Below are 16349 nucleotides of genomic sequence, written 5' to 3'. Positions count from 1 at the left end.
GGGCATTCTCGTAGTTGAGAGCACCGCGGAGGGCCAGCAGGGCGCGTTCTACGATCTGTCGAAGATCGCACAGGCCACGGACGAGACGGGCCGCGAGTTGAGCGAGAAGGATTACCGCTTCCACTTCTACTCGTGGTGGGACGCCGACGAGTACGAGCTCGACCCGGCCCTGGTCACGATGACCGCCAAGAATCATGAGTATTTCCGAAAGGTAGAGGCGCTGATCGGCCGGGAAATCCCGCTGCGCAAGCGCGCTTGGTACGTCGCAACGCTCGAATCGGACTTTTCCGGCGAAGAACCGTTGATGTGGCAGGAGTACCCGAGCTATCCAGACGAGGCTTTCGCGGTGTCGATCGAGGGCTGCTACTACGCGGCACAGCTCGCAACAGCTCGCAAGCAAGGGCGGGTGGTCGAGACGCTCCCCGACATTTCGGCGCCGGTGAATACCTTTTGGGACATCGGCAAGGGTGACATGACCTGCATTTGGTTTCACCAAAAAGTGCAGCAAGAAAATTGGTTCATACACTACTACGAGGCTAGCGGCGAAGACCTGGATCATTACGCCCAGCATCTACAAGACACGAAGTACATTTTCGGTACGCACTACCTGCCGCACGAAGCGGCGCACAAGCGCATTGGCAAAGACCCGGACCATAACCAGAGCACGCAAGAGAGCCTGGAAGAGTTGATGCCAGGGCAAAGATTCGAGATTGTGTCGCAGGTAACGAGGCTCATTGCCGGCATCAACTCGACACGCAAGCAGTTGTCGACGTGCAGGTTCAGCGAGCAAGGCTGCCGGCAAGGCCTGAAACGCCTGGGCGGATACCGCAAGGGGTGGGACAAGACCCGCGCTTGCTGGACGGACAATCATGTCCACAATGACGACTCGCACGGGGCTGACGCCTTTCGCCAGTTCGGCCAGGTGGCTGATGCTGGTGAGACGTTTGCCGTGGTGGCGGCTCGGGAGACAAGGCGCAGCGGCGCTCGCCGGCCGTCGAATTGGAGGTTGTAGGGATGGGCATGGAAAATACGGGCGCGCTGGCGCAGGTTGGCGGCGCCAAGAGGCACAAAGGCAGCAGCGGCCAGCCGCTGACGCTTGAAGAATTCACCGCTTTTCTTGAAGAGGTGCGCGACCAGCCGGCATGGAGGACTCAAGCCGACAAGGAGATGGACTACTGCGACGGCAACCAGCTGGGCTCGACGATCCTGAAGGAAATGGAAGCGCTGGGCATCCCGCCGGCCATTGAGCCGCTGATCGGGCCAATCCTGGATGGCGTGCTGGGCCTGGAAATCAAGAGCCGTGGCGACTGGAAGGTGTCTGCGCAGGAGCAGAACGGCGCCGACGACCTCGCGGAAGCTATGAACTTCAAGCTGCACGAGGCCGAAACGCGCTCCGGGGCTGACGTTGCGTGCTCCGAGGCGTTCGACCCGCAAGTCAAAGTGGGCCTCGGTTGGGTGTATGTGGGGCGCGAGCAAAACCCGTTCAAGGCGTGCAAGTACCGAGTCGAGTCCGTGCATCGCAATGAAATTTCGTTCGATTGGCACGCGCGGCCGGACCAAAGCGACGCGCGATTCCTGATCCGGCGAAAGTGGCTCGCCAAGCAAGGTGGCTGAACTGACATTCCCGGACCAAGCGGAGCTAATCCGGCGCGCCAGCTCTGGCTGGATGGGCATCGACCTTGTCGACGCCGCGGTAGATGGCAGCGAGCAGCCGTCGCTATACGCATCCGCAGAGCAGGAGCGCGGCAGTTCGATAGATCAGCAGCACTGGCTGGATACTCAGAGAGCCCGCGTCTGCCTGTTCGAGTGCTGGTATCGCCGCTGGGAACTGGTGACGGTCGTCACTTTTGCTGATGGCCGCGTGATCGAGTACGACAGCGGCAACGCAGCGCACGTCATTGCCGTGGCGCAGGGGATTGCCAAGCCGCAGAAGGTATTGCTGTCTCGGGTGCGGGTGTCGTGGTGGATGGGGCCGCACCGATTGTCTGATGAGCCCTCGCCGCACTCCCATGACAAATTCCCGTACATCCCCTTCTGGGGCAAGCGCGAGGACCGCACCGGGGCGCCGTTCGCCTTGGTTCGCGGCATGATCTACTTGCAAGACCAAGTCAACGCGCTGCACAGCTCGCAGCAATGGTTAATGGCCGCGCGGCGCGTGGTGAGGACTGCGGGTGTCGTGCTCGACAACGATGATGACTTCCGCAACGAGGTTGCCAGGAAAGACGCCGACATCGTTCTCGACCCAAAAGCTCTGCGCGAAGGGGGTATTTTCCGCGTCGAGCAAGACCTGGAGCTGAACGCGCAGCAATTCAGCCGTCTCGAAGACACTCGCGCCGGCCTGCGCCGGGTGGGCGGGGTCTACAGCGAATTCGAGGGCCATTCAAAGTCGGCGCAATCTGGCGTGCAGTTCAACTCGCAAGTGGAGCAGAGCAACCAGGCGCTCGCGGCCATCCGCGACCACTCCGACACGGCCCGCGCGGAAGTTGGCGACCAACTGATGTCGATGATCATCGAGGACATGATCGGCAAGCAGGAGTCCGTGATTCTGAAGGGCAACGGGATTGTTGCTGATCGGACAATCCAGATCAACGAGCCGGCGATCGACGAGGATGCAGGCTACCAGTACCTGAACAACGACGTGCAGCGGGCAAAGCTCAAGGTCGGGGTCAGCGACGTGCCCTCTTCGACGACCTTCAAGCAGCAGCAACTGCAATCCTTGTCGGTCGCGTTCCAGGCCGCAGGCCCGAGCTTCCAGGCGATCATCATGCCGCACATGCTGTCTCTGATGGACATCCCGAACCGCGAGGCGCTGGTGCAGGCGATCAAGGAAGCGGGCGCATCGCCAACGCCCGAGCAGGTGCAGGAGCAGATCAAGCAGGCGGTCGATCAGGCGGTGCAGAAGCAAAAGATGGACATGGCTATCGAGCGGATGATGCAGCAGCAGCCGCTGATCGATGCCCAGGTGCGCAAGGTGCTGGCCGAGGCCGCGAACGCTGGCGTCGAAGGCATCTTCTCATCTACCGAGGCGGCAAAGAACCTGGCGCTGTCTCCGGGCCTCGCGCCGGTGGCCGATCAAATCGCCCGGTCGGCAGATGTCAAGGACCACGACGCGGCGCCGCTCATTGCCGAGCCCGCGACTCCGATCGCCACGGCGCCGCCTTTGGCCAACACGAACCCAATGACTCCAGCCAATCCCGCGGTGGGGATGATGGCGGGCATTGAAGGGGGCACATGATAGTTCCAGACTATCGCTGAGGATTGCGCTATAAACACGATGCACGATGACTGATTCACGGGCAGCCGCGAAAAGCAGCATCAAGCCAGCCGGTATCTAGGCTGGAGGTTCCCGCAGATGGAGGCTGGGCGTAACTGCCCGGCCAATTATTTACCGACCACCTTCTCGCCGCTTGGCTTGAGGTGGCCGGCCCTCGCCGTGATGGCGCGGGACTCCCGCAGATGGAGACGGCAAGGAATGGCAGAAAGAGATTTCGACTCGTTCATGGACTCTCCTGACGAGTTCGCAGCGCTTTCAGAAGATCAACAGGCGGCCCTGTTCGCCGGCAAGAGCATTGATCTTGATGTCGGCTCGGAAGAAAGCGGCGACGGCGACGGAAACGAGCAATCCGGCACGGCGCCGGCCGCTGAGGCTGCGCCCGATCCGGACGCCAGCGACAAAGAACTGACGGACACTCGAGAGCAGGCCCGGTTCTGGAAAGACATGGCCGACCGGCAGCGCTCCGACAATGGCGCCGCCGAGAAGACGTCCGCAGAAGACGACGAAAAGCCCGCCGAGCCCGACGAGATTGACCTTGACGAGCTTGAAATGCTGGCCGACGACGCAGTTGAGGCCGGCGACAAAGACGCGGCTACCGAGCTGCGCAAACAAATCCGAGACGAAACCAACCGCCGCGCCGAGGCCCGCATTACTGAGCGCGTCCGGGCCGAACTGCTGGCTGAGCGCCAGGCCGAGCAGGATGCCGCCACCCGCGCCGAGTTGAACGCTGAGGCCAAGCGCGTATGGGTTGAACATCCGTCTCTCGACCTGAACAGCAAGGATGCCAACCCGCTGGCGGTCGCAAAAGTCACGGCTGTTCGCAACTTCCTGATCGAGAGCAAAGGCCTATCCCCGGCCGCGGCGCTGAAGGCCGCCGTTGAGGATGTGATGGGCAAAAGCGCCCCGGCTCCAGCGCCGGCGGCGCTGACCGCCGCGCAGAAGGCTGCCGCAGCAATCGCCGAAGCCAAGAAGCCGCCGCCCACGAGTATGGGCGACATTCCTGCGGCCACCGTTCCGGACCGCGACGAAGACACGGCGGTCGCAAACGCATGACCCCCGACGAACTCGCTCGAAAGATGGACGCAATGACCGAGGAGCAGCGAGAGCTGTTCATTCGTCGGCACACGTAACCGCCGCAAAAAGGCATCACCAAAGCAATGCCCGCCGTGATGGCGCGCCCAATCCTCTACAGGAGCAGTTCAAATGGAAACTTCAATCCCCTACGGCTCGCCGCAAGCGCTCAGCATTCAGTCCGTTGGCCTGTTTGCCTCGTGCATGCAGCGCCAAACCATCATCAACCGGCTGACGGGCAAGCTGCCGCAGCAGCCTGACGCCGAAAACAAGCTCCGCTTCCACTCGCCCAACGACATGCCGATCGTCCGCTGCAAGGACTTGTCGAGCGGCGCGGGCGACGAAGTGAGCTTCGACCTGGTTCGCCCCATCGGTGGCAAGCCGATCATGGGCGAGGCCTACGCCGAGGGCAAGGGCGCGAGGCTCGATTTCAGCGACGACCGTTTGCGTATCAACCAGTACCGCAAACCAGTCAATGCAGGCGGCAAGATGACGCAGCAGCGCACGCCCCACAAGCTGCGCGAACTGGCGCGGGCCGTGGCGCTGAACTACTTCATGCGCTACGAAGATCAAAGCACGCTGGTCCATTTGGCCGGCGCCCGCGGCAGCGAGAACAACATCGAATGGGCGATCCCGCTTGAGTCGGACCCGGATTTCGCGGAAATCATGATCAACCCCGTTCGCGCCCCGACTCGCAACCGCCACTACATCGGCAAGGCCGGTAGTCTGGCTCGCGTTTCAGCCACTGCCAACGAGTTGGACATCGCCACTACCGACTTGATGACCACTGACGTGCTTGACGCCTTGCGCACGAAGCTGGAAAGCATGCCGCTGCCGCCTCAAGGGGTCAAATTCGAGGGCGACCTACAAGCAAACGATTCGCCGCTTCGCGTCCTGCTGGTGTCGAGCGAGCAATACACCTCGATCGCCAAGAGCACGAACTTCCGCACACTTCAAGCGCAGGCAATGGCGCGGGCCTCGACCGCCAAGAATCACCCGATCTTTATGGGCGACGTGGGTCTGTTCAACGGCATCCTGATCGTGCGCATGCCCAAGCCGATCCGCTTCTTTGCCGGTGATGTCGTTCGCTGGTGCGCATCGACGACCAGCCTTGTCGAGACGGCGGTTGACCTTGTTCCGGCGGCTTTCGGAACCGGGTTCGCCGTCGATCGCGCCATCTTGCTTGGCGGGCAAGCGCTCTGTGAGGCCTACGGCAAGTCGCGCCAGTCGGCGCAGCCGTACTTCTGGTCTGAAGTGCCGATGGACCACGGCGACAAGCTGGAAGTCCTGGTCGGCGCCATTGGCGGCAAGAGCAAGATTCGCTTCGAGGTGGATTTCGGCAATGGCCTCGAATACACCGACAACTCGGTGATTGCCATCGACACCGCCGTCGCGCTGATCCCGTAAGCCGTTCCGTTCGCACGCATCAACGCGGGCCGGCACGCGCCGGCTCGCCTTAAAGGAGCATGACCTATGTCAACCGTCACCAAAAAAGCCATCCGCCAGATGGTCACTTTCTCCGCGGCTTGCGGCAACGCCTGGACCGAAAACTTCAAGTTCGCCACCAATGCCTCCGGCGTCTTCGTCGATTCCGACAAGGCGACCGCCGTGGCCAGTGGCGACGTGGTGCGTATCGGCATTCTGCCGGCTGGCCTGTCCCTGCAAACCGCGATTGTCGCCATCAATGACGCATTCACCGCAGCGTCCACCGGCAAGCTCGGATTCGCCTACGTCGACGGCGTCGACGACGCCACGGTGCCGCAGGACGATGACTACTTCATTGTCGCCACCTCGCTGGCCACCGCTGCCCGACTGGTCGCCAACAACCCGGCCGTCAAGCCGGTGAAGCTGCCCAAGGACGCTTACCTGGTGCTGACCAACGGTGGCGCGACTCAGGCCGCGGCCGGTGAGCTGACGGCCATGATCTTCGGGGTTCTGTCCGGCGTGTAACCACCACCCCGGCGGCGCAATCCGCCGGGGGAGAGCAAGGAGTATCGAGAATGCAGACGCCAAGCATCGTTGCCCAGGCGAGCGGGATTTTCATTCGTTACATCGGCCGCGACGAAACGTGTTTCGACCACCTGTACGGGACCGGGACGTGGACGCGCCGAGAGGTAAAGCTTGTCGTCCCCGCGGTGGCCCTGCGCATGGTGCGCCACCCGGACCAGTACGAAGAAGTGAAGGCGGAAGAAAACGAGCTGCCCATCGACCGTGCCGCTGTTGGCGAGCCTGAGCGGAGAGCAGACAAGGAGGTCGACACCCCCGAGCAAGAAGCGGTGATGTCGATCGGCCAAATGGACGCCAACCAAGTGCGCGATTTCGTTGAGCAGAACTATCAGCAGAAGCTGGATGGCCGGAAGGGCGTCGCTGCATTGCGCTCCGAGGCGGTCCGACTTGTCGAGCAATTCGGCATCATGATCTGATTGATCTGATATGAACCTTGGCGAAGCGGAACGTCGTTGGCGCGAAAGCTGCACGGACACGGTTTCCTCAAAGCCCCTGTGGTCGCCGGAGGCGTTCGCGGAATGGTACAGCGAGGCTGAGTCAGAAGCCGCGATTCGCGCGCGCCTGATCTTTGACGACTGCTCGGCGGCGACTGAGCTGTCGCTGGTTGCCGGCGACCGTCGCGCAGACATTAGCCAATCCATCCACGAGATAAGCAAGGCGTGGCTGGTCGATTCTGCGAACTGCGTTCATCACTTGACCCAAGTGACGCGCAAAGAGTTGGATCGCATCGACCCGCGCTGGCGTGAGCGCACCGGAGCGCCGACGCATTTCGTGCATGAAGACAAGTCAGTCGCCTTCAATCGCATCGCGGATGCGGCATACGCGGTGCAGATGGAGGTCTATCGCGGCCCGATGAGGCCAATGATTCGCGCAGAAGATCGCCCCGAAATCGCCACGGCGCATCACTTGGCGTTGTTCGATTGGGTTGATTTTCGCGCCTACTCAATCCCCGACGTGGATACCGAGCATCCCGGCAAGGCTGCGGCGTCACTGTCGCGGTTCGAGGCTCATTTCGGCAACCGGCCAACCGCGGGGTATGTGCGGCGCAACGCAGCGAACCGCCCTCACAAAATCAAGGCATGGTGACGAAAATGCTGAAGCCACTACAGAAAGGTAGCGCGGTTCAAAACCCTGGGCTAGTCAAGTCGATAGCGGTGATTGCCTCTGCGATCATTCCGGCCCTGCTCGGCGTTTATGCGGCCGTCTATGCGGCGCTGTCCGACCGGTACGACTTTGCCGTGACTGTCGATGAGGCGGGTTTGATCGCTTCGGCGCTGCTCGGACTGGTCTGCGCCGGGACGACGGTCATCAGCTCGGACAAGATCGGCCTGCCGCAAGTCGCTAATGCCTTATCCGGGATATCCGAAGAAGAGGCCGACAAGATCATAGCCGGCATTCAGGATCGGCTGCGCCGGGACGACACGCAATGAGCCTGGTTAAAGATTTTGAGTGGGTGTCCGGGACCACTTTCGCCTATGCCGTTCGATGGGAGGTTCCGCCGATCGTCTATCGTGAAATCACGGCAATGACAAAGAAGGCCCCCGCGACATTCACCGTGACCGGGCACGGGGCGCCAGTCACATGGCGCGGCGTTCTGACCGGGCTTGTCGGCCCGAAGGCGTTGAACGCAGGCGACCCGAGCGACATCAAGGAAGAGGATTACCGGGATTTCACGGCCCTTGACGCCAACACGATCGAATTCAACGGCGTTAATGCCGTGCATTTGCCGGACTACCAGTCGGGCGGCGTGCTGCAATACAACACGCCGAAATCGCTGGCCGGGTTCGGCGCACGGATGGCGGTCAAGCGCAAGCGTGGCATCACCAATCTTGTCGAGTGCTCGGTCGGCGGCGTGTCTGGCGCGACGAAGCCGGCCGGCGCAGGCACGGACGGCGCGGTTACTTGGGTAGCGGCAACATCCGGCGACCCGGAAAAAGAGTGGGTGGCCGGGGCGACGTACTCGCCAGGCGATGTGCTCGACCTGCAAGACCTGATCCGACTCACGACGGCCAACGGGCGCATCGTCATCGACGAGCTGCTTTTCACCATCACCTTCATTGTGTCCGCCTCAGATGTCGCGCTGGCGGCGCAAGGTTGGAAGTCCGGCGAGTACGAGTTGGAATTATTCAGCGATGACGCGGTGCCAGTCGTCACAAAGCTGCTTGTCGGCACGGTGACGACGACCAAAGAGGCGACCAGCAATGGGTGATACCGATCCGGTCATCAACGTATTGAACACGATTCTCGGAGAGGTTTCGCACTTGCGATCCGATCTGGATGCGCTGCGGCCCATGCGCGAGATGGTTGAGGCGCACATCAAGGACGAAGAGGAGTTCAAAAAGGTCGCAATGGCGCAGTTTGCGTCAGCTTTCCCCGAGGGGAACCCCACGCTGCACCGGCTTGATCATGAGGCGCGCATCGAGCGTGCGCGGTTCTACAGCCAGTTTTGGCGAGCGAGGATCGAGCAGATCGGCTCAGGCTCTTTTTGGGCGATTTTGTCAGCCCTTCTAGCGGTGTTTGTGTTCTGGTGGAACGGGCACATGCCTGATGCGCTGCAGATTAGATTCACACAATAGCGAGACGACATGAGTAATTTCCCCGCAGAGCTTGACCCGCTTCTGCCCACGCCTGGCGCTGGAGAGTCGCTCGGAGGATCGAGCCCGACACACCCCGAGCATCATTCTGAATTGGAAGCGCGGACGCGGGCGATACAGGCGGTTATCGGCAAGACGGGCACGACCGACACGGGCTCTATCGAGTATCGACTGGTCGGGGTGATCGCTACGGCGATGGCGGCGGCCGACGCAGCCGCGGATGCTGCTGCCGACGCAATCTCGGCGCTTGCCAATGCGGCGCTTGCATCGAGCGACCTCGCAGACCACGAGGCGGACACTGCCGCGCACGATATTGCAGGCACTGTCGCGACGGCGATTGCGGCGCACGAGTCCGCCCTTGACCCGCACGGCGTCTACCCGCTTGAAGCGGACCTTGGCACTGCGGCGTACCTCGACGCTGGCACCGCCGTGGGGGATCTCGTTCAGGTGCAAACCGGCGGCAAGCTGCCTGCCCTGGACGGTAGCGCCTTGACCAGCCTACCTGGTGGGGTATCAGACCACGGCGCCTTGACCGGGCTGGCTGACGACGACCACGGTCACTATCACACCGATGCGCGAGGGGATGCCCGATACGCGCCAATCTCCAAAGGCGTCACAGGCGGCGACTCGCACAACCACGACGGCGGCGACGGGGCGCAGATCGCCTATGCCTCGCTTTCAGGGAGGCCGACGCTAGGCACGGCTGCGGCTTCTGCTACGGGCGACTTTGAGGCGGCCGGCGCGGTATCGACGCACAACTCGGTAACGACAGCACACGGAATATCCGCATGGGGCGCCACGCTCGTTGATGATGCTGACGCCAACACCGCACGCAGTACGCTCGGGCTGGGAACCGCGGCGACAACCGCGAGCACGGCGTACGCCACCAGTACGCAGGGGGCCAATGCTGATTCGCACGCCAGCAACCGGCGTTAACAAACGCCATCGCCGGTCGATAACGCCACCGACGCGAGCAACCTCGATGCGAAAGGCGCCGAACCCAAATCGGCATCCCCGACATTCACTGGTCCGGTAAGTGGTATCACGGCGGCGATGGTGGGCGCACCAACCGGTAGCGGCACCAGCACAGGCACGAATACCGGCGACGCTGCAACGCCTGCTGAGACGACGAATAGCATCGGCACACTGATCCTCGGAGCGACGAGCAAGACGACGCCCGTTGATGCTGACCAGATCGGACTAGTGGACTCAGCAGCGGCGAATGTCTTGAAAAAGCTGTCCTGGGCGAACATAAAAGCGGCGCTGTCGGGGTTGTACGTTCTGCTGGCGGGCAAGGCTGGGGGGCAGACGATTATCGGAGACACGGCCAGCGGCGGACACCTGACGTTAAAAGCCACTTCCCACACAACTCAAGGGATTGTGCGGATTGACAATGGCGCACGGATTAACTCTGTTGCTACAGAAGAGTATGTGCGCGCCAGGGGGATGAGCTTGATCAGCAATGGCTCTGGTCTGATGTACAACAACAACAACTTTTCATCCTATACATTCGACTCGACAGATACCGCGTCTGGGGGTGGATCATTCCGCATTAATGGGACATACGTAGCGGCGCAGTCAGACGAGCTAATCCCCGTCGATACGCTCGGAGCGCGTTACGTACTGTCACTACTCGCAAAAGCCGGCGATGTGGGCGGCGGGAATTTCAACCCGGCAAACAAGCAGTATTTTGGTGTCGCTCTTTATGACGCTGACGGCCTTTCTATTTCATCCCCAATGGGGGCAAAATTTACAGGATCGACAGACACGACTCTAGCTGTCGCGCTTAACCCTGGCGATACGACGATAACGCTCACCGATGCTACGGGGTGGAACTCGACGGGGGCGGTAGCGGGCCGCAATTTCGCGTGGTACGGGTACTCAAATTCTTTCGGGTACACGTATCCTAATTACACCTACACGCGGAACATCTCAAATTCGTATGGCAGTAACAACTCGCTGGGCGCGTGGGCGTCTGGGGGAATTAGCGGGAATGTGATCACGCTGAGGGTCCCGTGGACCGGCCCGGCGCTCGCCGCCGGCGCAGCAGTGCGAAACGTGGGCACGGCGGGCAGTTATAAATACATCGCTCTGGCGGCTGGCACCGTGCCAAACGCATGGACGCCTTATTCCGGGTTTATCGGAGGTATCGCCTCAGACTCGTCTGACGGGGATACTAACTTCCGGCACGGAACTGCGTTCGTCAAGTTTATCCACTTGATCAATTATCACGCCGGGGGAGCGGACACTAACATCAGGCTCTCGACGCTAAAGCTCTCTGTGGTTTCGTCCGCAAACCTCGAAGACCGGATCGGTGTTGGTGCAGCATACAAGCTCCTCATCACCTCCTCGCTCCCTACAAACGGCCTGGCTGTTGAAGGCAAAGCCGGATTTGGCACGACATCCCCTGTGGCGCAAGTGCATGCAGAGTCTACATCTGAGCAGTTTCGAGCAGGGTACAGTTCGACGCAATACTATAAATCGGTTACAAGTAGCACTGGAGTAACGACTATTACACTGGTTGGTACCACACCAGCGGCAACGTTTTCCGTGTCTGACGCGACTACTAATGCGGTCTATCCAGTTTTTGGGGTTTCCAAAAACTGCGCCGGCGCCGGCGCGGCTGGAATTGGCTCCAGGTTTGATCTAAAGGCAAAGTCCAGCACAACCGATGACACGTTGCAAGCCTCGTTTTTGTCCATTAGCCTGAGTGCTACGCACGCAACCCGCACAAACGCCGCAGAAATTGGCACCTGGGACTGGACTGGGTATAGGGCTGGCTTCCGCTGCGAAGCCGACGGCACTCAAGTAAAAACGAGCGTAAACGGTGTTTCCGCCGTTGCTCGTGCATCTGCTCTGACTGCAGAGATTCCAGGAGACGCAACGCGAGATGAGTTGCGGCTGACGGAGCTTTACAACGCCTGCAAGGCATTCGGCATTATCAATTAACGCAAAGGAAAGAAAATGGCAAACAGACACCAGGACTACATCAGCGCCGTGCGTGCGGCTAACCGTCAAATATGGGACGGTGTCAACGAACTGAAAGCCCTGCAGCGCGAGTGGCAGGCGCTTGATTACGGCACTACCCTGTCTGACGGTGAAGGCGCTAACGAGGGATACACAAAGTCCGAAATTGGGGCGGTGGCATTCGCGACCACAGATGCGCTCTCGGCGCTACTCGACGCCGGGCACGCAACGAATATGGCCAATGCGCTGTGAGTGCCACGCGCACGTCCGCTGGAGGTTGAATGTTCGGCACCAGCGCCATAGTTGTTTTCCCGCTCGGGACGTACCGTGTTTTGCGGTGCTTGTGGGGCAGTCTGCGTGCAGGTTGTATATGCGGGCAGCACTGCGCCAGGATGCTGGCGGCGATGCGGCAGTCGAAGCTGCCCCATAACCAATGACCACGCTCTGGGGCGACTCGAAAGCCCGGTGGGGCAGCCTATGGCACACGTGGGCCGGCGATGATATTCCGCTGCCCCGAGCGAGGGCAGTATCGGTGCTCCCTGCAACCCCGGTTGCGTTCATTGCCCCGGACCAACTTGGGCAGCTCTACACCTTGTCGCCCTACGGCTTTCCATCCGTTGTCAGCCCAGAGGCGCCGCCCACGTGGGGCGACCTTGGCGCTACGTGGGGCTCTTTTCAATTCACGTGGGGCGGTCGAGAGATTGTTCCTGCGGCATTTTCAAAAACTACCGCCGTCCTTATTGGCCCGGCCGTCGTGTCCGTTTTCGCTCGGCCAGGGGCCGGGATTCCCGTTTCGTAAATTACCCAAGGATTGATCACCGTGTCCGGAAAAACTGCCTACTTTGAGGCCGCCATTCAGAAGCTAGTCTTCCAAGCGATCGGCATTGCCAATATCGCAGACAATGCCGCCGCATCTCCTGTGTCAACGCTGTACCTCAGCCTGCACACCGCAGACCCTACGGACACGCCAGCCACTGAGCAATCTCAAAATGAGACGACCTACACCGGCTATGCGCGGGTAGCTGTGGCGAGGAGCGCAGCCGGGTGGAGCATTGTCGGGAGCGCGATATCCCCCGTCGCCAACGTTGACTTCCCCGCATGCACAGCGGGGACCGCGACAATTACGCACTTCGGAATCGGGACGCTTGCATCCGGAAACGGGAAGCTTCTATATGTTGGCGGGGTCACGCCTGCCATTGCTGTGGCCGCTGGTGTGACGCCAAGGCTTACCCCTGCCACGACAATCACCGAGTATTAATCTCGTAGGCGCGCATCGTGACGATTGCATGGTCCCTCACCCCGGCAGCCACAGATGACTCGTCTTCTGACCAACAGAACTATTGGGCAGAGGTCGAGCAAGACACGATCGCAACGTTCGGCTCTGGCAGCACAACCGTCGCGGTTTATGACCCGGCCACAGGGTTGGTCGCGACACATCTCGCGACAGCTTGCCCTTGGGACAACCTCTATTGGACGGGGTTTTCTGCTATATCAAGGCTCTCTGACGGCCGGATTGTAATTACTGGAGGACGTGAGTCCTCCCCGGAGCTAGAGACATACATAGGGACGTACTCCGCGGCGGATTTCTCGTGGGTGCAATCGTCGAACCTACCAGTCCCGATGGATTCCCACGCGCAAACGGTGCTTCCTGACGGACGGCTGTTTGTGGTCCCCGTATATCCGGACCCTATCGGGGACCCCTACGCCTCATTTGTCGGAGGTGCGTATTTTGGAACGGTGTCGGGGAATGTCATCACTTGGGTGCAAGCCACACTCAGTACCGCCCTTTCTCCGTTCAACCCGGATATGGCCACGGCAACGACGCTACCTGATGGGCGGGTGTTGGTGGCTTTTTCCGCAACACAGTTTGCGTTTGCGACAATTTCAGGAAACAGTGTTGAGTGGGCCGCGGCAACTGTGACAGGAGGTGGGTACGTTGTTGACGACAACTACTTGCAAGTGGCTGCGCAGTGGGACGGAAGCGTACTTGTTAGTGGGGGGTACAACGGCGATCTAGACACAAACCTAGATAAGGTGGCGTCCGGCGCGATCTCCGGCGACGACCTGGTTTTAACTGCGTTCGACAACGTGCCGACTGCGCCGAACGAGGTTTTTATCACCCCTTTCAGGTTGTCAGACGGGAAGGTTCTCGCAGCGTACCACTCGGAGTATTCCGGGCGTAGTCACCTCGTGGTTGGTGTCGATTCAAACCCTCCCACGGGGGTGGTTGTTGGGGCGGGGGAGGGCACGATAACCACAGGGAGCACCGCGGAAGCCCAAGGTATGGCGCTGCACTCGCGCGCCCCAGCGCTCGCCACCGGGACCGTTCTGGAGGGGGTGAACCCTGATCGGGCGCCACAGCTAGAGACGGGCACGGTCATAACGGCGTTTGCCCCATACCCTGCAGCCGGGGCGGTTTCAACTGGCACGGAAGTTATCGGACGGGCGGCGTACATCGTCCCTTGCGCTGCCTATCTGCGCACCGGCACCCTTATCAGTGGGCGTGCCGCATTCGAGCGCCAGACAAAAGGGATTGCTCTGTGCGGCAGCATCTGCAAGGGCGCGTCCGGGGCGATCAAGGCCGCTAGCCCTGTTGTGGTGACGGGGAGTGCGTTGGCTGCGGTTGGCCGGATGCTAGCTGCCGCTATCGGGAACGTGGCGAACGGAAGTATCGCCAGCGGGGTGGCGAGCCAGATATCCGCAAGCCTTGCGGATATCGACACCGGCAGTGTGGTCCACGGGAATGGGGATAGCAGAAGCGCCGCCCTGGGAGATGTTTTGTGCGGCACGCTCGTATCCGGCATCGGCGACGCGACGTTTATTGAGCCTCGGCAGATCATTGATGTCAGCGCGACAACCTACGCCCTCACTCCCTTGAAACAAATCCACGTTGAGGAATTCGCATGAAATTTGGGCCTTTCTTGGGGTTGAACAATCTGCGTCAAGTTGATGATCTGGCCGTCTACGAGCGAGGCCGCCCGGCGGGGCAGTTCCTGCGCCACGCGCTCAATGTTGATCTGGACAACTCCGGCCGAATTTCTCGGCGAGCCGGCCACGGATCGCCAGAGGCAGCGCTGGCAGGCGCGCATTCGCTGTGGTCGAACGGCGCTCGCACACTCTACGTGCAGTCCAGCGCGCTCTACGAGATTACGGGATTTTCGCCGTTCGCCTCCGTGTTGCTGACGGCGCTTTCTGCCGACTCGCGCATGAGCTACGAGGATGTCAACGGCGCGGTCTATTTCTCCAACGGCACGGACTCTGGCCGGCTACTTGCCGGTGCAGAGTACCCGGAGCCGTGGTCATTGGCCGTGCCAGCGGCGCCTGGTGTGTCCCTGATTTCCGGATCTCTGAACCCTGGAACGTACCTGCTCAGCATCGTGCACGCAACGTCCTCGGGGGAGGAAGGTGGCGCGAGCCCTGTGCAGGCAATCGAACTGCTCTCTGTTGGCGGCATCCGTGTAACGCTGCCCTCATCCCCTGCCGGCGCGGACAACGTCCACATCTACCTGTCAGCGGCCGATGGTGGCGTGCTGACAAGACACTCGGCCGTTGCTGGCGGCTCAGGGCTTGCGGACCTGACGACGAGGTACGACGGAGTTACCTTGGCGCAAGAGCATCTTGAGCCGCAGCCAGCCGGCCATTTGGTGGCCGAGTACCACGGACGGCTACTCGTGGCAACCGGATCGATGCTCACATACTCGCAACCGCGCACACCGGGTAAGTACCTCCCGACGAAGGGCGCTGTTGCCTTCCCCTCCAGAGTCACGAACATCGTCCCGTGCTCCGGAGGCGTCTATGTGACCACGACGGATGCAACATGGTGGCTGCCTGGCGACGACATCTCCGACGCCCCGGCGCGCTTGATCTTGCCCTACGGCGCAGCGGAAGGAAGCCGGTTCAAGATGCGCACCGGCGAGACGGTTGGCTGGTACGGCGACAAAGGGGTGATCGTCGCCGGGCCTGACGGCGCCGCCAACGAGGTGCAGTCCGCCAACGTGGCAACCGACACCGCGGACGTTGCTGCGGTTCTCGTGCGCGAAGTGGGCGGCGTGTCGTCGCTGATCGTCTCCATGAGCGGAAATGTTGCACCCTCTGCGCTAGCGGATGCTGACATTGCTGCTGAAGTCGCTGGGCGCCTTCATGGCCTTTGACGACAAGGAGCTTGGCCGCCGCGTCTTCCCGACACGATTCGGTGCGCCGCAAGGCTCGCAGCGTGAGCGGGAAATGCTCAACGTCGTTGGAGGGGCGGGAGGAATTCGCAAGAAGACAACCGAGAACCCGGACGGCAGCACGACGAGGCTGGTTACGCGCGCCGGCCAACCGCGCTTCGTTACGAGCGGCGGAGGGGCGGAGGTTGCGCCATGCCTGCGCGGGCCGTTTGAGGAAGAGACGACCCCTGATCAGTTCGCCAAGCGGCGCTGGCACGGCATCCGCTG

General features: G+C 61.2%; 18 protein-coding genes. All 18 read left to right on the top strand.

What is annotated here, in order from left to right; genetic code table 11:
* A partial coding sequence (locus IPM06_19290; GenBank protein ID MBK8772550.1) for a terminase occupies nucleotides 1-1012 on the top strand: 1012 nt, incomplete at its 5' end.
* 2 nt (nucleotides 1013-1014) lie between these two features.
* Nucleotides 1015-1614, top strand: a complete 600-nt coding sequence (locus IPM06_19285) for a hypothetical protein (protein ID MBK8772549.1) — start codon at nucleotides 1015-1017, stop codon at nucleotides 1612-1614.
* Nucleotides 1607-3235: a hypothetical protein gene (locus tag IPM06_19280; protein MBK8772548.1), complete on the top strand. Its 1629-nt coding sequence runs from the start codon at nucleotides 1607-1609 to the stop codon at nucleotides 3233-3235. Before IPM06_19285 ends, IPM06_19280 begins: the two co-directional genes overlap by 8 nt.
* 264 nt (nucleotides 3236-3499) lie before the next feature.
* The gene (locus tag IPM06_19275; GenBank protein ID MBK8772547.1) at nucleotides 3500-4327 is read left to right on the top strand and encodes a hypothetical protein; all 828 of its coding nucleotides are present in this window, start codon (nucleotides 3500-3502) and stop codon (nucleotides 4325-4327) included.
* 150 nt (nucleotides 4328-4477) lie between these two features.
* Complete coding sequence (locus IPM06_19270; GenBank protein MBK8772546.1) at nucleotides 4478-5752, top strand: N4-gp56 family major capsid protein; 1275 nt, start codon at nucleotides 4478-4480, stop codon at nucleotides 5750-5752.
* Between the two features lie 66 nt (nucleotides 5753-5818).
* Nucleotides 5819-6295 (top strand): hypothetical protein, encoded by a 477-nt coding sequence (locus tag IPM06_19265; GenBank protein ID MBK8772545.1) that lies wholly within the window; start codon nucleotides 5819-5821, stop codon nucleotides 6293-6295.
* 50 nt (nucleotides 6296-6345) lie between these two features.
* Nucleotides 6346-6768 carry a hypothetical protein gene (locus tag IPM06_19260; protein MBK8772544.1) on the top strand — a complete coding sequence of 141 codons (423 nt, stop codon included), beginning with the start codon at nucleotides 6346-6348 and terminating at the stop codon, nucleotides 6766-6768.
* 10 nt (nucleotides 6769-6778) lie between these two features.
* On the top strand, nucleotides 6779-7438 hold the full coding sequence (locus tag IPM06_19255; GenBank protein MBK8772543.1) for a hypothetical protein: 660 nt from the start codon (nucleotides 6779-6781) through the stop codon (nucleotides 7436-7438).
* Between the two features lie 5 nt (nucleotides 7439-7443).
* Entirely contained in the window at nucleotides 7444-7782 is a 339-nt protein-coding gene (locus IPM06_19250; GenBank protein ID MBK8772542.1) for a hypothetical protein, read from the top strand.
* Nucleotides 7779-8561 carry a hypothetical protein gene (locus IPM06_19245; GenBank protein MBK8772541.1) on the top strand — a complete coding sequence of 261 codons (783 nt, stop codon included), beginning with the start codon at nucleotides 7779-7781 and terminating at the stop codon, nucleotides 8559-8561. Before IPM06_19250 ends, IPM06_19245 begins: the two co-directional genes overlap by 4 nt.
* Entirely contained in the window at nucleotides 8554-8928 is a 375-nt protein-coding gene (locus tag IPM06_19240) for a hypothetical protein (GenBank protein ID MBK8772540.1), read from the top strand. The genes IPM06_19245 and IPM06_19240 overlap by 8 nt, the downstream gene beginning before the upstream one ends.
* 9 nt (nucleotides 8929-8937) lie before the next feature.
* Nucleotides 8938-9882 (top strand): hypothetical protein, encoded by a 945-nt coding sequence (locus IPM06_19235; GenBank protein MBK8772539.1) that lies wholly within the window; start codon nucleotides 8938-8940, stop codon nucleotides 9880-9882.
* Nucleotides 9883-10173: 291 nt separating this feature from the next.
* Complete coding sequence (locus tag IPM06_19230; GenBank protein ID MBK8772538.1) at nucleotides 10174-11895, top strand: hypothetical protein; 1722 nt, start codon at nucleotides 10174-10176, stop codon at nucleotides 11893-11895.
* A 15-nt stretch (nucleotides 11896-11910) separates the two neighbouring features.
* A complete protein-coding gene (locus IPM06_19225; GenBank protein ID MBK8772537.1) occupies nucleotides 11911-12165 on the top strand; it encodes a hypothetical protein in 255 nt (84 codons plus the stop codon).
* 568 nt (nucleotides 12166-12733) lie between these two features.
* Nucleotides 12734-13171 (top strand): hypothetical protein, encoded by a 438-nt coding sequence (locus IPM06_19220; GenBank protein MBK8772536.1) that lies wholly within the window; start codon nucleotides 12734-12736, stop codon nucleotides 13169-13171.
* Between the two features lie 17 nt (nucleotides 13172-13188).
* Nucleotides 13189-14820: a hypothetical protein gene (locus tag IPM06_19215; GenBank protein MBK8772535.1), complete on the top strand. Its 1632-nt coding sequence runs from the start codon at nucleotides 13189-13191 to the stop codon at nucleotides 14818-14820.
* Complete coding sequence (locus IPM06_19210; protein ID MBK8772534.1) at nucleotides 14817-16064, top strand: hypothetical protein; 1248 nt, start codon at nucleotides 14817-14819, stop codon at nucleotides 16062-16064. The genes IPM06_19215 and IPM06_19210 overlap by 4 nt, the downstream gene beginning before the upstream one ends.
* The coding region (locus tag IPM06_19205; GenBank protein ID MBK8772533.1) for a hypothetical protein at nucleotides 16027-16349 on the top strand (323 nt) is incomplete at its 3' end. The genes IPM06_19210 and IPM06_19205, both read left to right, overlap by 38 nt.

The organism is Hyphomicrobiales bacterium, assembly GCA_016710435.1.
Classification (GTDB): domain Bacteria; phylum Pseudomonadota; class Alphaproteobacteria; order Rhizobiales; family Aestuariivirgaceae; genus Aestuariivirga.
Note: the sequence above shows the minus strand (reverse complement) of the source record. Positions and strands in the feature narration are given on the sequence as shown.